Source organism: Blastopirellula marina, assembly GCF_002967715.1.
Lineage (GTDB): Bacteria > Planctomycetota > Planctomycetia > Pirellulales > Pirellulaceae > Bremerella > Bremerella marina_B.
In genome coordinates, this window is record NZ_PUIA01000026.1 from 107709 (window position 1) to 130459 (window position 22751).

General features: G+C 53.3%; 17 protein-coding genes. 7 read left to right on the top strand and 10 right to left on the bottom strand.

Features of this window, described 5'->3' with window-relative positions:
• Positions 1–114 precede the first annotated feature (114 nt).
• Positions 115–2286 carry a polyphosphate kinase 1 gene (ppk1, locus tag C5Y96_RS08690; RefSeq protein WP_105352104.1) on the top strand — a complete coding sequence of 724 codons (2172 nt, stop codon included), beginning with the start codon at positions 115–117 and terminating at the stop codon, positions 2284–2286.
• A 117-nt stretch (positions 2287–2403) separates the two neighbouring features.
• A complete protein-coding gene (locus C5Y96_RS08695) occupies positions 2404–3525 on the top strand; it encodes a S1C family serine protease (RefSeq protein ID WP_105352106.1) in 1122 nt (373 codons plus the stop codon).
• Between the two features lie 2 nt (positions 3526–3527).
• On the opposite strand, the gene C5Y96_RS08700 is transcribed toward C5Y96_RS08695, so the two are convergent.
• A complete protein-coding gene (locus C5Y96_RS08700) occupies positions 3528–5249 on the bottom strand; it encodes an arylsulfatase (protein ID WP_105352108.1) in 1722 nt (573 codons plus the stop codon).
• 138 nt (positions 5250–5387) lie between these two features.
• Here C5Y96_RS08700 and C5Y96_RS08705 point away from each other — a divergent pair, with 138 nt between their 5' ends.
• Positions 5388–6539 (top strand): YcxB family protein, encoded by a 1152-nt coding sequence (locus tag C5Y96_RS08705; RefSeq protein WP_158261141.1) that lies wholly within the window; start codon positions 5388–5390, stop codon positions 6537–6539.
• A gap of 5 nt (positions 6540–6544) precedes the next feature.
• Here the strand turns inward: C5Y96_RS08705 and C5Y96_RS08710 are convergent, their stop codons facing one another.
• Together C5Y96_RS08710 and C5Y96_RS08720 are read right to left on the bottom strand one after the other, a co-directional pair.
• A complete protein-coding gene (locus C5Y96_RS08710; protein WP_146115577.1) occupies positions 6545–7405 on the bottom strand; it encodes a hypothetical protein in 861 nt (286 codons plus the stop codon).
• Between the two features lie 280 nt (positions 7406–7685).
• Positions 7686–9914 carry a peroxidase family protein gene (locus C5Y96_RS08720; RefSeq protein ID WP_233198886.1) on the bottom strand — a complete coding sequence of 743 codons (2229 nt, stop codon included), beginning with the start codon at positions 9912–9914 and terminating at the stop codon, positions 7686–7688.
• 1027 nt (positions 9915–10941) lie between these two features.
• Here C5Y96_RS08720 and C5Y96_RS08730 point away from each other — a divergent pair.
• Entirely contained in the window at positions 10942–11196 is a 255-nt protein-coding gene (locus tag C5Y96_RS08730) for a lipoyl domain-containing protein (protein WP_158261142.1), read from the top strand.
• A 25-nt stretch (positions 11197–11221) separates the two neighbouring features.
• Here C5Y96_RS08730 and C5Y96_RS08735 read toward each other — a convergent pair whose 3' ends face one another.
• The 6 genes from C5Y96_RS08735 to C5Y96_RS08760 form a co-directional block, all read right to left on the bottom strand.
• Complete coding sequence (locus C5Y96_RS08735; protein ID WP_105352122.1) at positions 11222–11662, bottom strand: ribose-5-phosphate isomerase; 441 nt, start codon at positions 11660–11662, stop codon at positions 11222–11224.
• A 174-nt stretch (positions 11663–11836) separates the two neighbouring features.
• The gene (locus C5Y96_RS08740) at positions 11837–13060 is read right to left on the bottom strand and encodes a hypothetical protein (protein ID WP_105352124.1); all 1224 of its coding nucleotides are present in this window, start codon (positions 13058–13060) and stop codon (positions 11837–11839) included.
• A gap of 203 nt (positions 13061–13263) precedes the next feature.
• Positions 13264–14676, bottom strand: coding sequence for a hypothetical protein (locus C5Y96_RS08745; RefSeq protein WP_146115578.1), 1413 nt, complete (start codon positions 14674–14676; stop codon positions 13264–13266).
• A 227-nt stretch (positions 14677–14903) separates the two neighbouring features.
• A complete protein-coding gene (locus C5Y96_RS08750) occupies positions 14904–15644 on the bottom strand; it encodes a glycosyltransferase family 2 protein (protein WP_105352129.1) in 741 nt (246 codons plus the stop codon).
• A 292-nt stretch (positions 15645–15936) separates the two neighbouring features.
• The gene (locus C5Y96_RS08755) at positions 15937–16755 is read right to left on the bottom strand and encodes a Nif3-like dinuclear metal center hexameric protein (RefSeq protein ID WP_105352131.1); all 819 of its coding nucleotides are present in this window, start codon (positions 16753–16755) and stop codon (positions 15937–15939) included.
• Positions 16756–16801: 46 nt separating this feature from the next.
• Positions 16802–19468: a hypothetical protein gene (locus C5Y96_RS08760; protein WP_146115579.1), complete on the bottom strand. Its 2667-nt coding sequence runs from the start codon at positions 19466–19468 to the stop codon at positions 16802–16804.
• Between the two features lie 204 nt (positions 19469–19672).
• Here C5Y96_RS08760 and C5Y96_RS08765 point away from each other — a divergent pair, with 204 nt between their 5' ends.
• Together C5Y96_RS08765 and C5Y96_RS08770 are read left to right on the top strand one after the other, a co-directional pair.
• Positions 19673–20458, top strand: coding sequence for a sugar phosphate isomerase/epimerase family protein (locus C5Y96_RS08765; RefSeq protein ID WP_105352136.1), 786 nt, complete (start codon positions 19673–19675; stop codon positions 20456–20458).
• 78 nt (positions 20459–20536) lie between these two features.
• Positions 20537–21028: a hypothetical protein gene (locus C5Y96_RS08770; RefSeq protein ID WP_199188659.1), complete on the top strand. Its 492-nt coding sequence runs from the start codon at positions 20537–20539 to the stop codon at positions 21026–21028.
• Here C5Y96_RS08770 and C5Y96_RS08775 read toward each other — a convergent pair.
• A complete protein-coding gene (locus C5Y96_RS08775) occupies positions 21025–21729 on the bottom strand; it encodes an RsmE family RNA methyltransferase (RefSeq protein WP_158261143.1) in 705 nt (234 codons plus the stop codon). The two genes, C5Y96_RS08770 and C5Y96_RS08775, sit on opposite strands and share 4 nt — an antisense overlap.
• Positions 21730–21872: 143 nt before the next feature.
• Here C5Y96_RS08775 and C5Y96_RS08780 point away from each other — a divergent pair, with 143 nt between their 5' ends.
• On the top strand, positions 21873–22610 hold the full coding sequence (locus tag C5Y96_RS08780) for an ATP-binding protein (protein ID WP_158261144.1): 738 nt from the start codon (positions 21873–21875) through the stop codon (positions 22608–22610).
• The last annotated feature ends 141 nt before the right edge of the window (positions 22611–22751 follow it).

Genomic DNA, 22751 nt, shown 5'->3' on the forward strand with positions numbered 1-22751 from the left:
GTCGGAAACCTACATCTGGGGGCCCCAGTCGGCATCCTTATGAGATAGAATTGTTCTTTCCACCCCAGATGTAACACAAGCAAAGCTTTCCGCAGAAAAAGGCTCTAAGGACTGATGACGCAGGAAATTACGGCACGCTTGATTGACCAGAATCTGAAGACTTCCTTGCCCGAAACGGATCTTACCGATAATTCCTGGCGAGACGCCTACTCTGACCGCGACCTGGGATGGCTTCAATTCAACAGCCGCGTCCTTCACGAGGCGCTCGACGACCGCAACCCAGGCCTCGAGCGAATCAAGTTCCTGGCGATTTTCACGTCGAACCTGGACGAGTTCTTCATGAAGCGGATTGGCCTTTTGCGAACTCGCAGTCAGGCCGAACGTCTTAAGAATAAGGTCATCGGCCCTGTACCTGTGCAACAGCGTCTGCAAGAGATGCGGCAGGTCATCATCCCTATGCTGAAGCAGCGGGCCAAGTGTTTCCGTAGGGAACTCAAGCCGCTGCTGGCCGAGCATAACATCCATCTCTTAGATTGGGATCAACTCACCGATTCGCAACGCGAGAAAGCCCATCTCTTTTTCAACCGCAACGTCTACCCGGCGCTGACGCCGTTGGCGCTCGATCCTGGACACCCTTTCCCCTACATGTCGAATCTCTCGACTTCGCTGGGCTTTGTGCTGCGTGTGCCTGACTCGGAAGAAAACCTGTTTGCCCGGGTCAAGGTTCCCAACATTCTGCCGCAATGGATCCAACTCGATTCTGAGATGGATGATGCTCGGTCGTATATTCGCCTGGCCGATCTCATTCATTACAACGCCGAGAAGCTATTCCCCGGCATGACGATCATCGACTCGACCTTGTTCCGCATTACGCGCAACTCGGAGGTGGAAATCGAAGACGACGACGACTCGGAAAGCATCCGCACGATCGTCGCGGAAGAACTGCGTCAAAGAAAGTTCGAGCCAGTCGTGCGTCTTGAACTTTCAGAAGATCCCAACCCGTGGGTTCGCTCGCTACTGATGCATCAATTCGATCTCTCGGAAGATGATGTCTACGAGGTGCCTGGCGAGCTGGATTACGCCGGGATGTGGCCGCTAGCATCGCTCGACATCAAAGAACTTCGCGATGAACCCTGGAACCCGATCGTTCCGGCTGACCTCGCTGGCGAAGAGGCCGATATTTTCTCGGTTATCAAGTCTGGCGACTTCCTGGTTCATCATCCGTACGAAAGCTTCGATGCCAGTGTCGAGCAGTTCATTCGTGCCGCGGCGAACGATCCGAAAGTGATCGCGATCAAGATGACGGTATACCGAGTCGGGGACGACACGCCGTTCGTTCGCAGCTTGATTCGTGCCGCTGAGACTGGCAAGCAAGTGGCCTGCCTGATCGAACTCAAAGCACGCTTCGACGAAGAACGCAATCTTCACTGGGCGAAGGAACTTGAGAAGATCGGGGCCCACGTTGTGTACGGTGTCCTCGGCCTGAAGACCCACACGAAAATTGCCCTCGTGGTGCGTCAAGAGTCCGATGGCATCCGCTGCTATGCGCATATTGGTACCGGCAACTACCACGTGAAAACGGCACGTTTGTACACCGACCTGGGGCTATTTACCTGTGATCCGATGCTAACGACCGACGTGGTGAACCTGTTTCATGCCCTGACAGGACGTTCTCGTGAACCGAATTTCCAAAAGCTGCTAGTGGCCCCCACGAACATGCGGGAGCAGTTCTTGGAAAAGACGCGTCGCGAGATTGAGAACAAAAAAGCTGGTAAGCCGGCCATGATTATTTTCAAGGTCAACCAGCTGGAAGATCCGGAAATGTGCCAAGGGATCATTGCCGCATCCCAGGCTGGTGTTCAGGTCGAATGCATTGTACGTGGGTTCTCTTGCCTGCGGGCGGGTTTGCCTGGTCTCACCGATAACGTGACCATCCGTAGTATCATCGGCCGGTTTCTCGAACATTCGCGCATCTTCTACTTCGCCAACGGCTCGGAAGACCCACTCGACGGCGAATTCTATATCGGCTCGGCGGACTGGATGCAGCGGAACTTGAGTAACCGCGTCGAAGCCTGTGCACCGATTGAATTACGTGCACACAAAGAGCGAGTATGGGAGATTCTCGACGTACTGATGAAAGATCGCCGTCAGGCCTGGGTGATGAATCCTGACGGAGACTACGAGCAACTCGTTCCTACCGACGACGACAGCGACATCTCGCGTCTTGGTACGCATCGCACGCTGATGCTTCTGACCCAACAACGTCTCAAAGAACGTATTAAATAGTCCTTTTTTTCGACGGCTGAACCAATTTCCAGCTTGGTCGTATATCGACAAGTGCGAATGATTTCGAAAGTTCGTTTTCCCCAGGAGAGTCACCCTTCGCCTTAGGAGTACCGATCGATGACTACACTTCGCGTATTTCTCCCTACCGCATTGATTGCCATCTTCCTGTTTTCCAGTTCGCTCAACGCCCAGGAACGCGTTGCTTCGGCTCCGCAGGATTTCACTCCCCAGTGGAATGCCAAGCAGCTGGAATTTACGCCAGAAGAACAGCGAAACATCTACGTTTACGAGCAAGGTAATCGTGCCGTGGTTCATATCACCACGCGAAGTGTCCAAATCGACAACTTCTTTATGATGGAACGCCCTGCGGAAGGTTCGGGCAGCGGAAGCGTGCTCGACAAGCAAGGACTCATCCTGACCAACTACCACGTGATCGAAGGAGCCCGCGAGATCCGTGCAACGCTCTTCGATGGCGAAAGCTATTACGCGGCACTCGTTGGGCAGGATCCGGTTAACGACATCGCGGTATTGAAAATCGAAGCCCCCGAAGAGGTTCTTCATCCGGTTCAATTCGGGGACTCTTCGCGTCTGAAAGTTGGCCAAAAGGTTTATGCCATCGGCAATCCATTCGGCCTGGAAAGAACGATGACCATTGGCATCATCTCAAGCTTAAATCGAGTTCTGCCATCGCGTAGCGGCCGAACGATGAAGTCAATCATTCAAATTGACGCAGCTTTGAATCGAGGAAACTCCGGCGGACCGCTGTTTGACAGTAGTGGTCGTCTTATTGGGATGAACACAGCCATCGCATCGAGTACTGGCGAAAACACGGGAGTCGGATTTGCGATCCCCGCCACTGCAATCCAGCGAGTGGTGCCTCAACTGGTTAAGAATGGGCGCGTCATTCGCCCCGACATCGGAATCACGCGCGTCTATCAAACCGAGCAGGGACTGACGGTCGCGACGGTGGCGGCTGGCGGACCTGCGGATGAAGCTGGAATTCGCGGATTTCGACTCGTTCGCGAGCAGGTCCAACGGGGTCCGTTCGTCTACGAGCAGACTCGACTCGATCGCAGCGAAGCCGATACGATCGTTGGAATTGACGGGCACCAGGTCCAATCGGCAGACGACCTCCTCTCGTCTATCGAGAATAAGACGCCGGGAGAAGAGGTCGTATTGAGTGTCATACGACAGGGGGAAAAGGTCTCGGTCCCTGTGGAACTCGGCCTGGGAGATTGAGTTCAGTCTCCTTCACGCACTGGACTGACCACGACATCGCCCGTTGTTGAGTTGTCTTTGATGAACTCGCGTGGTGTGCCTTCGGCTTGCAGCCAAACGTCCATCAAGCCGGTCCCGGGCGTTAACGGAAGCACGGTGACCGGTTCCTTTAGATTCTCGATATCGTAGGCGAAAACGTTCCCTAGCCACTGTACCATCAGCTTTTCGCCTGGCTTGGCTACCTGATTCAAACGCAATTGCACCAACAGCGGCTCTTGTACTTCTACCCTCCAGCCGAGGTGCCGCGAACCTTGGTAGTATCCGTCCTGGTAGCGACATAGAAGAGTCGACTCGGTCGCTCTCGCCCCCAACAAGATCGCTGGCGTAGCAAACTCTCGTGAAGCCTTCACATCCGCAAACCAGGCATCGTAGGCCTTGGTGAGCTCCGCTACCTTCTCTGGCATCTGTTTGGCCAGATCATTTTGTTCGCTAGGATCCTTACTTAAATCAAAAAGCTGAAAACCCGTTCGCTGCTTCTCTGGCACATCTGTCAGCTTCTCGTGCCCGAAGCTACCGTCATTCATAACGAGCTTATACCGCTCACCCAGAACGGCCGCGTTGTGATACGGTTCTGGATCTAGCCCACGATGCACTTGAAAGAAGAGTTTGCGGGGCTCTACTTCTTTCTGCTTGCCACTTAGTTGCGGCCAAAAACTAACGCCGTCGATCTTGTTTGGCAAATCGGCCTGAATGCTAGTTGCTTCAATTAACGTTGGCAACCAATCGAGGTGGGCGTGACGCGTACTTACTTGATCTCCTCCCTTCAGTTTGGCAGGCCACTGGACGAAGCAAGGAACGTGAATCCCTCCTTCAAGCACCATAGACTTTCGCCCACTAAGATCTCCATTGAACCTCTTCTGCTGCGGGCCATTGTCGGTCAGAAAGATGACGATCGTGTTTTCTCGCAGTTTCAATGCATCGAGTGTTTTCAGTAGTCGAGCAAAATTCTCGTCAATGTTCTCGACCATGGCATACACCTTCGCGGTGACTTCGTCTTGTTCTTGGTCGGCATAACGCTTCCACGCGGCCTCGTCCACAATCAGCGGCGTGTGGGGGGCATTCGTGGCGATGTAAGCAAAGAAGGGGACATCTTGGCTATCCCTGATGAAGTCGATAGCGGCGTTGAAAAAGACATCGGTACAATATCCTTGGGCTTGGACAGGTTCGCCATTCTTCCACAATAGCGGATCAAAATAGTCGTTAGGTTGATCAGGAGGCTGGGTGATTCCGCCTGACTTGTGAACGAGACTTTCCTGAAAACCCTGATCTTGCGGCCGCAAAGGATAGTTGTCACCTAAATGCCATTTGCCGAAGATACCGGTAACATACCCGGCATCCTGAAACACCTCGGCCATTGTCTTCTCCTCACTGGCCATTCTGGCTGCACCTCGCGAGGTATGAATAACACCAGTCCGGTAAAAGTAACGCCCTGTCATCAACGCAGCACGTGTAGGGGCACATACTGGGCTGCAATAGAATTGGGTTAGTTGGGTTCCTTCTCGTGCGAATTGATCGAGATGGGGCGTGCGTACAACCTGGTTTCCGTGGATACCAACATCGCCATACCCTTGGTCGTCAGTCATGACCAGAACAACGTTAGGACGCTGCGTGGCCCAAGCGGAAGCTCCAAACACGACGAGAAGCAAACATGCCGAAAAAAACGGGCGAAAGGTCGTAAGAGGCATATCGAAAGAAATATATTGTGAGGAACGAAATTCGAACAAGCGTCTCCCTATTGTCCCCAAGAAGAGATCGCTTTTCCATGAAATTCAATCGACAATCGGACCAATGCCCCGACTACAACCATTATTTGCGTGATGTCCATGGAAGTTACCTACGAAAACAAGTCGGAAGACATCGCCGCTATTCTTTACGGCCTGCCGTGGACCGATCGCCTAAGAGATTATTGGCGTACCATCACGGTTCTACTGGCGGTCTGGCCACTCGTGTTTCTTTTGGTCATCCTAAGCGAGTGGTTCTTTCTCGCTTGTCTTTTGGGCGTCGTCGGCCTTTGTGCCCTGTTGCTGACAATCCTCTATTTACGTGCCTGGGCAAGGATTGGCAAAAACGCCAAGATTGTTCCTGGACCACAAACCATTCGCCTGCTGGACGACTATTTAGAAACGTCAACGGAACGAGGAGCCTCGCGCCGACGATGGAACAACGTACCGCTTGTCCAGAACCTACCAGACTATGTGGCCATCTACGTTCAAAAAGTTCGAGCCTACGTCGTCCCCAAACGATACTTCTCGTCGCCAGAAGAGGCGGAAGCGTTCGCAGCCAAAGCTCAGGCACTAAGAACCCAGGCCATGGAACACCCGTCTCCTCTGGTTGACTGGGAAGCATTTCGCCGAGACAACCAACTCGATCAATTCCAATTGATCGAGCAGCTGAAATGGCCCCCCTGCCCAGAGCTTTACGCACGTTTGGCAACCATGGGGGTCGACGTAGACGGCAAGAATCCTGTTCCCACCACGTGGAGTATGATCAAGCAGTTGATCTTGCCGGCCATTTTGACCGTGCTACTCATCGTGGTCCGCTATCAGACAGGACTCGATGGCGACGTCATGTACTATGGGTTGCTCGCGATGACATCCATTACGCTTCTGGTGTTTGGGCTTCAGTGGCATAGCCGTTCTCAATACCTGAGAGAATTAACCGCTCAACAGGAATTCACCCGGCCGGATGAAGCGTGGTTCTATGACGAGGGTGTCGCAACCGTTACCGAAGAAGGGATCGGCTTTAGCCGTTGGAGCGTCTTGGATCAGGTATCCGACGACCGGGAAGCCATCGTGATCTACGACACCATGCCGTTTATCTACCTGGCAATTCCCAAAACGGTGCTGCCTGATCCCGAGAAACAGTCGACATTGTTCGAGCGTTTAAAGCAGTGTTCCGACATCGCACACGATCGTCATGAAGAAATTGTCCTGGCAGAAGTCACAGACAACCCATATCAATCGCCAAGTACTTGAAATGCTTATGCGGGAAACGATAGCCGCGAAGTTTCCCTGCCTTGTTGCTCGATGACTGGGGGCTCCGGCGAAAGCAACTGCTCGACTAGCTGTTGCGCGTCGTCTGCCAAGTGAATGATTCGCGATTCCCACATCGGATTGATCAACGTATTTTGGCTAAACAATTCATCGCCGAAACTGGCCATAACTGCATTCGCAATATCGCGATTCAAGTCTGCGTTGGCTGGCTCAGCCATTAGCTGGCCGCCAAAGGCCTCCAGGGCCGTCTCCAACAGCATTGCCCACGAGGCATTCTTGTTAGACGCTCCCCGCTCGCTGCGAATGTCGTTACCAAACTCACGGACTCGAGTCTGATCGTAACCAAAACTATTCACATCGGTATCGGCGGCAATATAACCCAATAGCATATCGGTCCAACGTTCCGTACGCCGTCGAAGCCGATTCAAGGGAACCATCATGGTTGCCTCTAAACCGCGACCATGCAAAAGCAGATTCAATGCCCGATTCCTGGCTTCCATGTGCCCTAGAAAAACACTCCTGGCCACAGGCTCAGCAATGCTTTCTCGCTGAATCCGATCGTGAGCAACGCACACCGAGATCCAGACGCGTGTAAGAATGTCGCTAACCAAGATCTCTTCGATCACAGGACGTGCCGCGTTCCAGAAACGCGGAAAGTCCATTGCTGGGCCAGACTCCAGAAGCTGCGCGTGAGTCTTCAGGCGAATACCCCAACGGTCGAGACGACACTTAGAAGATATCCAGTAATGCTCTAATGCCGTCGGGCTGTAGGTTACGTTTCCACGCAGGTAGGCAGGAGCATGGACAGCGAGGTAAGCGGCAAGTTGGACATGTTCGCGGGCGTGCATGGAGGAGACGTTCTCGACGAGACAGTGGTTAGCGGTTTTCACAAGCTCGCCAGCGTGCGAGCATGGTCCGAAAGGTCGAACAATCGAGAATTTGCAAAGCGGGTGCCATTCGCTGCCAAGGATGCACGTGACACGCCGCAAACCACTACCTGATAATGCTTTAGAAAAACACGGCGATTCATCGAAGTCTGGTGACAACTTTTCAATGATGTTGCGATACAGCATCATGTTGCCGTATCGCAACGAGCGTTTTTGCTGTTTTACGCAAAGTCGGCAACGATCAGATCGACCGCCCGGCGGAAGTCATCCTCTCTTCTTCGAGCATCTTCTTGGCGACGGCGTCCTCACGACGTCTAGGTTCGTCTCCAGGTCGCGGCCCACCAGGTTGATCTGGTCGCGGGTCTCGACGGTCGAGCACCTCGAGAAGTTCTTGATTGGTCGTGGGAACTTCGTCAGCCAGCAGATTCACACGGGCATCAATTCCCGCTTCAACCTCCACGTTATCGTTTGGATCGTTGGAGAAAACAACAATGCGTTCGATGCCGCTGTAGGTGATCAACTGGTTGTTCCATTCAATGGTGCCCTCTCCGATCACGATCGAATCGACACCAGGCCCCGTGGCCAAGACCAGCACGTCACCTCGTCCTGCTTGTCCTTGAATCACAAAACCACCATCCATCGTGGAAACAAGTTGACTCAAGTCAAGCACGAACACATCGCGTTGAAAGTCTTCGCCGACCACTTGGATCTGACCAACGTCGGTGACAACGTTGGTCTCGCTGGTGGTCCCGCTACGGTCGGTCTCCTGAATGGTGATTTCATCTCCCGTACCAGTCACCCAGGTCACTTCCGATCGTCTCTCAGAGGCATCATGGATCCAAACCGCAGCATCAAAAAAGACATTCTCCTGTAAGGAAGTGATGCCGGTGTTGCGAGTAATGATATCGCTGAGCGACGTCTGCTCGATTGCTTCCAACGGGCGTCCCGAAAACAGGCTCTGATACCAGAAGCGGTCTCCGTCACGCAGCCGCGTGAACTGATCTGCAATGATTCTGCGGAAGAGTTCCCCCATGCTGGCCCCGGTAACATGATCTTCGGCCAGCCCTCCAACCCACAAGTCGATGTCATCAACGGAGTCATAGGTTGCTTGAAGCGCCGCGATGACATCCGGGTTCGATGAGATCTCATCAAACGAACTGACGGGGTCTAAACCATAGGCAACACGTGTCGTGTTGTAATCGGCCAGGCCGTGATCGCGACCTCTTTGAATGTTGAGCGACGCCAGATCAAACCCGCCTGCACCTGGAGGGCCAAACAGGAAATTTCGGACATCGTCGACCAGCATGTTATCGATTTCCTGGGCCTGTTGTGAGGCAAGTCCCAAAAGCAGCGAATCAATTCCGTTGTCGATGATCTCTTGCGGGTTGAAAAACATTTCTCGTAGCGACAGCGAGCCTTCCTCGGCAACGGTTCCATCGTTGTTGAGTCGCAGCACTTCGCCTGACAACATGCTGTGTCCAAACCGATAGGCGGCCGTTGCAAACTCATTGGCGATACTTGGATCGACCGTCGAGTCGTAACCTTGATAAGGCGCAATGGCATCGGGACCGAGCAACGCAGGCAGAAACTCGTTGAACGTAATTGCCTGGATCTCGGCAATGACAATCGCACGGGCCTGTTGATAGATCTGTTCATCGGTTAGATCAGGGTTTGCCGCTGTGATTTCATCGGCCAGTCGATTGTGCTCCCGCAGAAAAAGGGTGTGCATCGCGGTCAAACCAACTTGCTCGTTGGCCCTGACATCGCCTGCTACGAAAAAGATGGAGCCTGCCGCATCTTCGTAGACGTCCCCTTCCATTGGCAGCAAGTCTCCGACGCTCGTCTTCAGGCGTCCACTTTCAAAAGTTCGCAGTGCTGCTGCCCGCGAATCATCGGAACCGTAAATCATCGAACCATCGATGAATGCGGTGATCGAGTTGATCTGTTCACGAGGGTTATCCACCGAGATCCCCGTCGCTGGGTCGTATTCGCTACGACTCAGCGAAATGGTTGCCGTGCCGGTTTCGTTCGGATCAAAAAAGATATCCCCAGTCGGCACCTCAATCGGCAACGACTCGTGTGGACTCGCTTCGCCTGTCAGGTCGATATCGTGATCCAGAAACTGCCCCCACTGCCACACGAAGTCGGTCAGAAATCGATCGTTCTCTATCGAAGTCGACTGTGCTGCGATGTTGTTACTGATTTCCCGGGCACTGAGGCGATCTTCGCCGGAAGCTTCCGAAATGCCATCGGCATAGTCTGCGCCTACAAAGCGAATGAACGCCGTCTCCGTACTTCCCAACGTGGGGACGGCCAAGTTGTTTCCGGTCCCATCGATCGATCTTATCTCCTCGAACACCGAGTCGATAACGACCGAGAGATCACTTGCCAACAACTGACGTTGTTCTAATTGCTCTCCACCAAATCGATTCTTTCGCGCATCTCTTTTTAGTCTTTTGAAGTTTCTCATTGTGCTCTCTCTGTTCGTAGTTGCCCTGCCATGATGAGTCAGGCTATGCAGAAAAGTGGCTGGCATCGTGGCGACAAAGCAAACGGGAACGCTCCGTATTTCCCTACTCGCCTTGAAGTACTGCTTAAACAGTAGATAGCGATTTCAGAGATGACAAGCAATTTGCGAAAGTAGAAGGCGACATCAGAATGTCCGCCAAATTTCGACAAACAATTCCGTCTTTAGAAGGCCATTAGGATGGTAAGAAATCGGCCCGAACGAGCCGCCCGCCTTCGACCTTCCAGTAGTAACAGTAAAGATCTGGTGCAGGCTCATCGACGCGAAACACTAACTCTAATCGGTTGGGTGTCACCGATTGAAGAAGAGCCGAATTCAGCAATTTGTGTTCGGAATTGATGCTGAAGCGATGCAACGGTTCGTGATTTACATCTTCTAAGAGGATCTGAACACCTGGGCTAAACCCACGATGCATCGAAGTCGTTTCGAAGACATAGACGAAATACGTTTCGCCGTTTTCACATTGCCAGCAGTGCTCGGAATGAAGTCGGTAACCAGGCTCACAGAAATCATTCGTTTGGCGTCGGAGCCATTCTTTTCCGCCATCAGCGATTTTGCGGAGCGACGATTCATAAATTACCCCAAAGGCAATGAGAACTGCACACACGAGTGCAATTGACTTGATACTTTTGGCCATAAAGCCCCCCTATCAGCCAAATTCTCTGTCCCAAATCTACGGTGCTTTGTTACCGTAAGCTAATTCTCTGAATGCGCCCATTTATTTTACAAAAAAGGCATTTTCTCTCGCATTTATTCGCATAGGGACCTGGGAACCCGGGCGCACGCTAGCCTGGCCATTACCAAATTTCCACGGAGTTAGCGTTCGATTCGACCTTGAATCGATACCGCTTCCCCGGTATTACTCTCCAGCCCTCGCCTGAGCCTCTAATGCAGGCACCAACAGGACGATTGAGAGCACTTGATGGTTCTCAAGTTTCTGACACTGCCAGAATGTAGAAATCGGAAATCAATGCTACGCGACGACTTACGACCGCTGATTTTGCCAGAACTCGGCCTGACCGATATCTTGGTTCGTACCAGTCTTTGGCTTGTACCGCGTGGTTCGTTCGTCCGTGAAGGAGATCGAGTTCTAGAAGTGCTTGCTGGCGAAGTAACCTTCGACGTCGTATCCCCAGCCTCTGGCGTGCTTTACGATCTGCACACCGAAGAAGACGACATCGTGAGCGAAGGCCAGGTTCTGGGCCATATTCGTGTTGGCGCTTAAGTCGTCAGAAGTCATTGACAGAACACTAGTTCTGCGAGAGCGTATCAATCTTCTCGATGCGACGCTCATGACGCCCACCCTCGAATTCAGTTGCCAGCCAAGCATCGACAATCTTCAGGACGTCTTCTTCGGCGGTCATTCGCTCGCCGATGGAAATCATGTTCGCCTTATTGTGTTGACGTCCGAGCTTAGCCGTCTCGACATTCCACGTCAGAGCGCAACGAATGCCGTGGATTCGGTTTGCGGCGATGGCTTCTCCATTTCCCGAGCCCCCCAGAACAATACCGCGCTCGCACTGCCCTGCAGCAACCGCTTTTGCTGCTGGAATGATGAAGTCGGGATAATCACATGCCTCGGCAGAATCGGTCCCAAAATCGACCACCTCGTGCCCGAGCTTTTCGAGATGCTCGACGATGATGGTCTTGTAATGATACCCAGCGTGGTCCGAAGCAATGGCAATCTTCATGGGAACAGCAAACGCAGAAAGTGTTCTACGATTCGAGTGGAAAACTTAGGAGGTCCACATAAGGGAGGCGGACCGACCGAAAAACCAAGCGATTCATGATACTCAATCCGTTTGCGTTTGCCATGTCCCTGCGGACTGAGGGAATTTTCATGCTTCCTGCCGATATCACGCGGATTAGCGCATCGGTAAGACGTCGATGGCTGGGAACCACGGCGGATCGTAGTCAAAAAGTCTCGTGGCTACATTTGCCGCAACTTGAGTGGACGCCACTAGTTGACCTTGCTGAAGCGTTTGTTGGATAGGCAAATCACCAAGGATTAAGCGGACAAGTTGGGCATGCGTTAGCTCCAAATAGCTACGTCCCAGCTTTCCATCGCTGAGGGAACCTTTTCGCTTACCCAAGTGAATGCAGAATTTCTCTCCTTCAATCAACAGCCCCAAATCGAGTGGCAGCTCAAGACCGCGCGACTTGGCCCGCTGATGAAGCGTCGCCGCCAACTCTGCCAACTGCTGGATGGGATTGGGCATACGAACGAGAATTTCTTCCCCAGGCAGTGTACTCTTGGCCTTGGGAATATCCTTCAAAAGGTCGTGTACCGGATCGGTTGCCGGTGCCTCGAGATGAAATTCCGGATGGCCCGTCTCGTAGAGATCGCTACAAATCCGATTGATCAGTGGAAGCTTCACGCCTTTTTCGTTTGGCTGAGTAACTACCTCTAAGATCTTCTCGTCTTTGACGACCGCATAGCCGGCGATTCGGTCGATGGCATCATCCAAGGCCAGCTTGTTGCCGCCTCGAATGGCGACATACAACGCATCGAAAGCCTTGCGTCGCAATAGCCAATCCCACATCACTGCCGAACGAGGCGTGCCGATCTGGTTGGATTGAAATGAATTTTCATACAGCGACACCAAAGCTTCCGCTTCGACTTGCCGCATCAGGCGAATCCAGAGACCCGATTCACTGCGTGACGGCAGCAACGGCGCTGGTTCAATCGATGCGCCGCGAACGGAGGCCAAATAGGGTTCCGTCGCCGCTTTGCTGCGGAATTTGCTCGACAACGTTACCCATCCAAACCGGGCCAGTCGCTGGGCCATTGCCGCACTCGTGCGGTGCATCATGAAAGCACCAGGGTAACGATCAAACGTCTCATCGAGACAGCTGAAGAATGCATCGACATTCTTCAGGTCGACGTGTTCAGGGGCCAACACGAATTCACTTGCTCGCAGATATGGCACCAAGGTTCCTTGCAGCCAAACTTGCTGCGGCACACAACGAATGTGGCCGACAATCTGATTGCCAAGTCGGAACGTGAGCCGTTCACGGGCATCGTAATCGGGGCGTTCCTGCTGGGAATGAAACTCGTTTTCGTCGTAAGCGAAAAGACAATGCTTCATCAATTGCAAGATGGCGAACTGTTCGCCTTCCTGACTAGATGTGAGACAAAATTGGGCCGCATCTCTGCGAGAGAGACTCGCATGAGAGGAAGATTCGGGCGGCTGAATCAGGGGCGAATAGGTCGATGATACGACGCGACGCATTCAATCCGACTCCGTTCAATAAAGACAAATCCCTTTGCGAAGTGAACTCTCCCCTTAGATTAAATCTCTTTTTCAGCAAGGTCCAGTAGCAAATTTCGCAATCCCTCCTTAGAGAAGAGCAAAAGCGAGTATTCGCGCGACGTCAGCAACTGTTTCTGATGCAGTTGACCAGCAATCTGTTCGCGCTCAATTCGAAGGCGCGCAACAGGTTCCGCAATTTGACTTCGCAGCTTCGAATTCACTTCTTGTAGCTGTCGATGCCACTCAGCTTTTTCAGAAATTTTTGGAACATTGGTAAGTAAACTCGACTTTTGTTCGAGAAGCAATTGCCAAGAAGGGTCCTTCTCCAGGGCATCATCGATCGCGCGATCAGGATTGAATTCGGCATCGCGCAGTCGAGCATCGATTGCTTGAAGATCGTCATGGCTTACCGGTTGAACATCAATCGGTAACTGCGCCGTCGCTGTGGCTGTTACATACGCTGGCGGATCTAAACTCAACAAACGATGATTGATCTCATCGGTGACCTGATCATATTTTGCTCCACCAATTCCATGAATAAAAAGTTCGGACGCCACCAGACGCAAAATGGTTGTCGTCATCAATGCCCGAGGACGAACACAGATCCCCTGAGAGGTCAACTCTTGCAGATGCAGTGGTAATTCTTGGTCGCAGGATAAGTCGATCTGCCAGCCTGCTCGATCGGAGAGCACCACCTGCGACCTTGAGCCCGAAACCCAAAGCCTGCGCCGACTTGCGTTCTCTTTCGTCCAAACCCAGAACGGCACTTCCACCCAGTTATCATCCATTTCCAGGTCAGGCACCGGATGGGATGCACTACGGATCTTATGAACGTTTCGATATACCTGCACACTCTGGTTGTAGATCTCGCGGTAGTGCTTTGCGTTCGTGAAAACAAAGCCCATGATGCGACAAAACCACTCGGTTTGGCATAGCTTACTGAGCGGAACATCCAGGATCTGAAGCCCGCAAGATTCTTCCAGGCAATTACGAGCCACCGAAAAGGCCATGCCTAGCGGCTGTCCCGCCTCAACTTCTTGAACAACTTGCGGCCAGAACTGCGTTACCAAGGGATGGGTAACAAACGGCTCAATCGTTTCCGCAGTTCGTTTGGCAAAGGATCGCAGCGTTTCCATCGACTCCACATGCGTCATTTCCCAAGCAACACGTGGCCCTGGTTGGTCGTAGGCAATCCGTGTCGGCCGCGGTTCACTTGGCGTGCCGCTAAGTGCCGAAATCGAAGGTGCCGGTGCGACGTCATTGTCGATAATTACATTGATCGCAACGCCTTGCACGCGAGATGCGATTCGGTCTACCAGGAAGTTTTTAAACCATACCCCAGGATGATAGAGCGCCGGCTGGTGCCCGGTCATGATCACCGGGCCTTTCGAATCAGGCACATTCGAAATATCTCGATAAGAGGAAACATGCTCACGAGCGATTCGTAGCATCTCTGCGCGGGCCTGGCTGCGTAGCGTGGCGAGATCGAGACCGCCGAAGCCCAACGAACGCCCCCCAGCCGCGGCCAACCTTGCACGATTCTCGTTTAACAGGGCCTCGACATTCAGGGGGCTGGGCTGAACAAGGACTTCACCGTGACTGCGGGGCGCACGAATTGGTTGATACCGGATTCCAGATTGCTCGGCAGTCATAAGAAGAGCTACTTTGGCGAACGTTTTCAGCAGGAAGCCATCGTCTGGGCATCGTTGCTGGTCAAGCCGCTACGAGCAAGGCTGCGATCCAAGACGAAGTGATAATAGTTCAGACGCGTGCTACCGTCATCCAAAGCACCTCCAAAAGAACGGTTCTCGTCCAGGTAGATCAAAGGAACAGGCAGCTCGACGATATTCAATCCCGCCTTGGCGGCTTCGACCCAAAGTTCGAGTGGCATAGCATAGCCCGTCTCGGTAACGTCGAGCTTCTTCAGAGCCTCGACACGATAGGCTTTAAATCCACAAAACGAATCGGTCAACTGAAAACCAAGCAGGCGATTCAACTCGGAAGTGACACGACGATTGATGAAAAGTCGCTGCGCTGGGGGCTCGCTCTGTCCCTCGAATTGCTTGAGGTATCGGCTGCCTGACACAATGTCGACCGAGCGACATGCCTTGATGAACTTGGGAATCAGCTGTGGTTCATGCTGACCATCGCAGTCCATCGTCACAACGATATCGAAACCATGGTCTTCAGCGTATTGAAACGCGGTAAGCAACGCAGCGCCATAGCCAGAGTTCTTCTCGTGCGTTACGACAATCACGTCGTCGCGCTGCTGAAGAAGCTGAAGCGTATCGTCGGTCGAGCCATCGTTGACCACCAGCACTGGATGTCCGTACCCGACCACTTGGTCTAAGACCGCATTGATGGTGCTCGCTTCATTGTAGACCGGCAGGGCGATGAGTGACTTATCGCATTGTTTCATATAGTTCGCCAATCGTGCGCCAAGTTAATTTACCAAGGGGCTTTGATAACCATTTTGTGAGGAAGTCAACGCAAGTCGAATCCTTCGATGGATCGCCCCTCAGACTACAGACAATAATTGCCAGCTCATGGTTTTCCCTAACCATTGTTACCTAAAGGCGTTAGATCGACAAACCCTCTCGCCGTAATCGACGTAACTTGGGTTGTAAAACGCATTTGAGGACACAACGGTTGTGGCAACGTTAGTTTGGATGCCGATTATTAATTGACGTTGCACAGCCAAGGGCAGATTTTTAGGCGAAGTGAATCGGGTCCGCTTCTTGCCGACTGCTCCACGCATTAACCGATGGAAATGCTTCCGCCAGAATCGTCGCTAAATTCTCGACGGCAAATCGCTCACTGGCATAGTGCCCTACGAGCACGAGAGCGACGTTTTGGGCTTTTGCTTCCAGGCATGTGTGGAAACTGGTTTCCCCCAGGATCAGGCAATCGACCTTATTCTCGATCGCCGCAGAAAGAAGTTCGCCGGCCGATCCGCAGCCAACGGCGACCGTTTCGATCTCGGCCGTCCCCCGCCCCACAACCTTGACCATGGAGGCCCCAGTCACTTGCTTGGCCGCCTCAGCAATGCGTGCCAGGGGCATGCCTCCTTCGGCAAACTTCCCCCGGCGCCCCGTGCCGACTTGGGATGTCAGTCCCGAATCCCCCAAAAGGTCAACCGGAATCAGCGGCTGGATATCGGTCAAGCCGATGCCCTTTGCCAGTTGAAAGTTAATCCCTTCGGCGCATGAATCAAAAGCCGTGTGCGGGCTGTAGACCGCAATGTTGTTCTGAATCAGCTTCAAGAGCATCTGCCCCACGGTGCTGTCCGTAGTAATCTGCTTGAGAGGGCGAAAGGGCATTGGGTGGTGCGTCACGATCAAATCGGCACCTGCCTCGACGGCTTCTTCGACAACTTCCGGCGTGACTGTCAGGCAAGTCACGATGCCTTCGATAGACTGTTCCGAGTCCCCTACAAGCAGACCAACATTGTCCCACGATTCGGCCAACTGCCTGGGGGCGAATCGCTCTAAGAACTCGCAGACGCTCGTTAGATTTAGTTTTTCAGCCACGGGACGCTCTTGCCTGGATAGTTAAGGGAACAAACGGATCGACCCCTTAATCGTCAACTTCCACGCGGTGATTGAAAACCCGGGTACCGCCGATTTCTCGCAGTCTCAGCAGGATTGTACTTCCCTTCAGGTCTTCCGCATCAGGAATCCGATAGACAATCGACGTACGCCCCAAGCCGAAGTTCATCACACGTTGACGCATTTGCCGGCGGCCTGTGGCATACAACAAACAGTCGAATGAAATGAGCTGCTCTTCCAGATTATGGATAGTCGCCTCGATAACCAGTTCACCAGTTTCTTTGTCGAATGACGCCGTTGATTCGACTTGCATCATGCCGCTGCCGACAAGGATATCGCGATACACGCTGAACTCGAATTCCTTGTCCGCACTGACCTGAAAATCAATTCTTACCGGCTGAAGACCACTATCGGCATCCGCCCGTAGCAAGACCTTGTAAGGGGACTTCAATTCGCCCCCGCGAGTCAGTTTGAATCGGAGGATGCCAGGGTTCACATTCCAGACGTCAGGAGCTACTAGCCGTGCCACCCCGCTGATCGCCGTGGGGAAGGTGTTCAGTACCGTCGCATCGATATGTTGGGTACGCCCAAAGTCGCTCTCTAGCTCAGACGGCGAGAACTTAAATGCGAGTCGCATCTTGGCGACGCTGTCATTCAATCCAATCAGAAACTGTGGAATCGGTCCGACTGGAATGACTTGCTTGTTGCCCTCTTGCTGGGGCGAAACTTCGCGTCCCCACAAGTCAATGATTTTGACGTCGTCCCCGAGATACAACGTTTCGTTCGTCTCGCGCGAGTTCCACACGAGCATGACAGTACGATTGCCCCGAGCAAACACATGATTATGACTTTTATTGGGTAACTGGATCGCCCCCAGGTATTCCGTTCCCGAAATCAGGCGAGCAGTCGTTCGCCATGGCAAGAGCAGTTCCGACGGCGAGCCGTTCTCGTTCATCAGACCGTATTCGCTATCGAACGGCTTGGAAATAAACGCGGCATCTGCTCGGTGAATCTTGGCGGCCACCATCTTTTCAACCAGATCGCGTGCGCGTTCCTCCGTGGTGTACTTAGAGCGAGGCAAAGGATAGATCGTGGCGAAACGCGTGGTCTTGCCTTGCGACTTATCGAGATAGATGCCAAGCTCGTCCTTAGTCATCGGCAACAAGTCGTCCAAGCTTCCGCTCGGAGGCAGAATGGAGTAGGCGAGAAAGCCGTAGGGAGCATCTCTTCCCTCAGGCGTTTCGGCCATCCATCGCCACGGAATCCCCAGTTCAATGTCTTGGCCGCTGGTACGAAGTTCCTGGCGAATTTGCCGAAGCTTGTCCTGCAGGTTCGTATAGCCGACAAAGCTCACGTCGTCATCGGCACCCAACTGCCAATAATGTACGGTGAGCGAAAGCCGCGTGAGAATCGGCTCGACGTAGGGTCGCCAGAGCAAAGGTTCAGCAAAGACATTTGCCACCAACATTGTTTCCTGTTCGCCGAACAAGTTTCGGATGTCAGCCGGTGGTTTATCAATCACCGCCACCACGTTGATATTGTGTTTATTCAAACGCTCGGCAAAGCGGGCAATGTTGTTAGCCCGCTCAAAGTCGTCATCGTTATACCACACGGGAAATTTCACCCAGTTCACACCGGCGGTAACCAGAAGATCAAACATCCGCTGAAAGTCGAGCGGCTGTTCACCATCAGGAAGTGACCAACCGAACTCGCCTTTTTCTGGTACCGTATCGTGAGAAACGACGGCGACCGTCATCACGCGGCGATGCATGAGTCCTGAACTACCCATCATTGTAGCGCGAATTTCGTAGTATCCGTTCTGGTCGATGGGGGGCTCCCACTCGATGTCGCCTGCGTAGCCGACATCCCAATTCTCGTCCTGGTATGCCTTCTTACCGAACAGCTCCGATATTTTTTCCGTCTTGCGTGCTACAACCTTCCCTTCCAGCTTGCTCTCTTGCCGCGCAAGGGATTGACGGCCAACGTCTACGAGTTCAAAGATCACCGTTGGATCGCGTTCCAGAATTCCAGAAACATTGCACTTCACTTTGATCTTTTCGTCGTCATGGTAAACGCTGCCGCCATCGGCCGTCTCCAATGTCATCTTCGGGAGACGAGCAAACCACAGATCGTCGAAGTGGACATTTCCCGTCAGATCCTCATCAACCTCTCCTTGTGGTCCTACGTGCAGTCCGATCACGGCCAGGTCGAGGTTGGTGTTCTTTGGGGCAATCGGTCCGATTCGGACTTTCACCCAGCCACCAGTCTCCTTGAACTTTTCCGAATAGTACGTCTCGACTGGTTGCTGTTTGTCATTGAAGAAGGTGAGCGAAATGTAAGCCTTGTCGAATTCGAGCCCCTCGGTTTTGATTTGCCCTTCGAGCACGTAACTGAAGATATCCCGCACGGCGATGGGGGGGCTATAAGCCGTGGCTGCACCTCCATCGAGTCGGATATTCAGTGAACGGTCCTTACTGACCGCATCCTGATCGGTGATTTCCACATCCACATAGCGTGGATAACCCGGACCAGACCGGCGAGTCCATTGATCGGGCCACAGATCGTAATTGAGATCGGTATCTTCTTCAAAATCACACTGAAACAGCTCGATCGCCTCGGGATGACGCTCTTCGATGGGCGCATCCTTCCAGCCTGCGGCCAGAACCATCAGAGGTATTAAAGCGAACGACATCATCGGCGAAGTGCCAGGCAAGTGGTTTCAGCGAATATTATCCCGCGCATAACCGAGCGCAGTCCGCTAAACTCTTGCTCATCAATAAGTGATCGCTGGCACACCTTGCGAAAACTACGATTCACCATCACGATAAAAACCATACAACCGTCATAATCATCACGTTGAATCGTTCCGTTCCCTGTTTATCTCAGCCAATAACTGTCCATGATTCCACTGAGCGTCCAACTTCGCAGTCTTCGACAACCTCTGCGCAAGGCCCTGCAAACGGCTGGCGAATTGAAAGCCAATGCTGTCGAAATCGACCTCCGCAACGAAGTTCGCCCGGAGGAACTCACCCAGACCGGGATCCGCCATCTCAAAAAGATGCTGGCGGACTACAACCTGAAAATTGCCTCGGTCAGCTTTCCGACCCGTCGCGGTTACAACGTCCTGGACGATCTCGATCGACGCGTCGCCGCCACCAAGGCCGCAATGACTTCCGCCTATGACCTGGGTGCTAAGGTGCTGGTCAATCATATCGGAGGCATCGACCCCGAGATCTCGGCCGAGAGCAACTCTCGACTGCTGGAGGTCCTGCACGATCTGGCACGCCATGCGGATATCTGCGGCGTGACTTTTGCCACCAAGACCGGACAGGTCGACGGCACTGCCATGAAACAGTTCCTGGACCAACTTCCTGAAGGTTCGATCGGAGTCGACTTTGACCCCGGAGCCCTCATCATCAATGGCTTCTCGGCCGACGAATCGTATCAGGCTCTTGCCAAGTATGTCGTCAATGTCCGCGGCAAGGATGGCGTGAAAGACTTGGCTCGAGGGCGAGGCATTGAGGTCCCGATCGGGCGAGGCACGGTCGATTTCGCGATGTTGATCGCCTCTCTCGAGGAAGCCCGTTACCGCGGCTTTATCTGCGTCGAACGCGAACATCCCGAGTATCCCGTGCAGGAAGTCTCTGACGGGCTCGAATACCTGCGAAACATTCAGATCCCCTGATCTTGTTTGGCGGACGTCTCAGATAACGCTACGATTAACCGTATCGAATCCTCGTTCGCCCCACTTCGGAGATGTCCTATGTCGCGTCTTGCCTGCCTGTCGCTACTCATTGCCGTGGTTCTTAGCCCAACCCTTTTTGCCCAGGAAGAGAATACGCCGAAGGAGAGTGACGTCCAAGCCAAGCGTTACGCACTGTTCGAGAAACGGCTCAACAATGTTGCGTTGATCGGCTCGTTTACCATTTCCGGTAAAGAAGATCAGGCACCTAAACCGGAACGCTACGAAATCAAAAGCGTTCGCAAGCTGGAAGAAGGAGATATCTGGCTGATCAATGCTCGGATTAAGTATGGGGACAAAGACGCTCAACTTCCGTTGCCATTGGAAGTGAAGTGGGCCGGAATGACGCCGGTTATCTCGCTCGACAAGACAACCATCCCTGGCATGGGGACGTTCAGTGCGCACGTTATCATTGAAGAAGACAAGTACGCAGGCACCTGGACTCACGGCGAAGTAGGCGGAGCACTATTTGGTCGCATTGAAAAGCTCAGCAGTGAGTCCGACGCCCCCTAAGGCCTCGGTAAAGCCGTCACCAGCGTCGCCATTGCCAGTGCTGCTGTCTCGACACGCAGAATTCGCGGTCCGAGACTGACAACCTGGCAACCATGTTCGGCGGCTGCTGCGACCTCTTCATCGGTGAAGCCCCCTTCGGGACCGATGATCGCCAAGACTTCACTTGCCGGCAAAATTGCATCGTGATGTATTGTTTCACCACTGGGGTGAAGCAGGAAGGAAGCTGCTGGTCTCGAGACCAACAACTCTGCCAACGATTGCCCCTCTTCGACGACCATCAGGTGATTTCTTTCACACTGTTTACTGGCTTCGATCACCGCGCGTCGGAGCCGTTCGATGGCCTTCTCGACCGGCTGGGCGACACCTCGTTTGGTAAGTAGTGGAATCAATCGAGCCACCCCCAGTTCGACACACTTCTCGACCAGCCAGCGCTGACGATCTCCCTTCGGAAGCGCAACGGCCAGGGTCAAATGACGTGCCGCTTCACGCGAAACCTCAGCTTGGTTTCTAACCGTTCCGACAACCTTTTTCTTGCCGACGGTAGTTAGCTCGATCTGATATTCGATTCCCCTGCCGTCAAAACCAATAACGATATCACCTGCATTGGCCCGCATGACTTTGGCCAGGTGCTGCGATTCGGCTTCATCGAAGGTAACTTCCGCGGCCGTCGGTGGATGCTCGATAAAAAAACGTTCTGACATTGCGGGTTTGCGTGAGCGAGGATCAGGAATGCATGAAGACTGCGGGCGGATTCTACCGAAACAATCCCAAGGCAGGAATGCCCTGCGCGTTGGTGCTAGCATCGACGCGAACAGCTAGCAGCCCTCAATTGATTGTCGCCCGTATGAGTCCATTTTTCGAGAGCCCAGCTTACCTGGAAGCCGTCGCACGACTGGAGTACGCTCTGGCGCGCCGCGATCGCGTGGCGGTACTGACCGGGCCTCTGGGAAGTGGCAAATCGTCGCTCCTCGAAAAGTGGACCACCAAGCTTCGCCGCGACGGATCGATCGTCCCCTATTTGCAGACTCCTGGGACGTTCGAGCAAGACTTCCTGTGGGAACTTGCCATCCAGCTAAAAGCCGATGTTGGTTTGGCTACGACACCAACGGAGCTATGGTTCCGGATCCGCGAACAGTTAACGACTTACGCACTCGAAGAACGCTCGGTCGTGATCGTGGTTGACCATGTGGAAGAAATGGCCCAGGAAACAGCGGATATTTTGCTGACCTTGGCTCGCTTGCACTGCGGTTCAACGGCTGGCGGTTCGCTAATCTTGTCGGTCGATAGCGCGAAACTCCGCTCGTTTGACGTGCGGCTTTTGAAGATGGCCGATCTGAAGATCGAACTCGAAGCATGGACCTGCGAAGACGTCGCTCACTTCACACGAACCTATCAGGCCGCTTTCCCGAACTCTCCCCTTACGCTTGACGAAGCCACAATTCAGGCAGTCTCGCAGCATTCGGAAGGGCTACCACGGGTTATATCGCAGATTCTTGATCTCTCGCGACTTGCTCTCGAAGCGAGTGAGTCCCAATCGGTATCGCCAGAGACGGTCGAGGCAATTCGCGAAGAACTTCTTTGATTCCCTGGGGCGTTCAACACTAGCCCTGGCTCCTAAAGCCTTTGCCTGTACTCACTTTACGTAGGCTCCTTGCCGAAACTCCCCCCACAACTGGCCTGGAATCCAGGGCGTATTCGGCTAAGATTGGGAGATTACCTACGT

What these genes read in the sequence shown, in the direction of transcription:
- C5Y96_RS08710 (WP_146115577.1), bottom strand. Translation starts at nt 7,405, where the DNA reads ATGCACGCCCGCGAACATGTCCAACTTGCCGCTTACCTCGCTGTCCAT.
- ppk1 (WP_105352104.1), top strand. Translation starts at nt 115, where the DNA reads ATGACGCAGGAAATTACGGCACGCTTGATTGACCAGAATCTGAAGACT.
- C5Y96_RS08695 (WP_105352106.1), top strand. Translation starts at nt 2,404, where the DNA reads ATGACTACACTTCGCGTATTTCTCCCTACCGCATTGATTGCCATCTTC.
- C5Y96_RS08760 (WP_146115579.1), bottom strand. Translation starts at nt 19,468, where the DNA reads ATGATGTCGTTCGCTTTAATACCTCTGATGGTTCTGGCCGCAGGCTGG.
- C5Y96_RS08720 (WP_233198886.1), bottom strand. Translation starts at nt 9,914, where the DNA reads ATGAGAAACTTCAAAAGACTAAAAAGAGATGCGCGAAAGAATCGATTT.
- C5Y96_RS08780 (WP_158261144.1), top strand. Translation starts at nt 21,873, where the DNA reads ATGAGTCCATTTTTCGAGAGCCCAGCTTACCTGGAAGCCGTCGCACGA.
- C5Y96_RS08770 (WP_199188659.1), top strand. Translation starts at nt 20,537, where the DNA reads ATGTCGCGTCTTGCCTGCCTGTCGCTACTCATTGCCGTGGTTCTTAGC.
- C5Y96_RS08765 (WP_105352136.1), top strand. Translation starts at nt 19,673, where the DNA reads ATGATTCCACTGAGCGTCCAACTTCGCAGTCTTCGACAACCTCTGCGC.
- C5Y96_RS08745 (WP_146115578.1), bottom strand. Translation starts at nt 14,676, where the DNA reads ATGCTACGAATCGCTCGTGAGCATGTTTCCTCTTATCGAGATATTTCG.
- C5Y96_RS08750 (WP_105352129.1), bottom strand. Translation starts at nt 15,644, where the DNA reads ATGAAACAATGCGATAAGTCACTCATCGCCCTGCCGGTCTACAATGAA.
- C5Y96_RS08775 (WP_158261143.1), bottom strand. Translation starts at nt 21,729, where the DNA reads ATGTCAGAACGTTTTTTTATCGAGCATCCACCGACGGCCGCGGAAGTT.
- C5Y96_RS08735 (WP_105352122.1), bottom strand. Translation starts at nt 11,662, where the DNA reads ATGAAGATTGCCATTGCTTCGGACCACGCTGGGTATCATTACAAGACC.
- C5Y96_RS08705 (WP_158261141.1), top strand. Translation starts at nt 5,388, where the DNA reads ATGGAAGTTACCTACGAAAACAAGTCGGAAGACATCGCCGCTATTCTT.
- C5Y96_RS08740 (WP_105352124.1), bottom strand. Translation starts at nt 13,060, where the DNA reads ATGAAGCATTGTCTTTTCGCTTACGACGAAAACGAGTTTCATTCCCAG.
- C5Y96_RS08700 (WP_105352108.1), bottom strand. Translation starts at nt 5,249, where the DNA reads ATGCCTCTTACGACCTTTCGCCCGTTTTTTTCGGCATGTTTGCTTCTC.
- C5Y96_RS08730 (WP_158261142.1), top strand. Translation starts at nt 10,942, where the DNA reads ATGCTACGCGACGACTTACGACCGCTGATTTTGCCAGAACTCGGCCTG.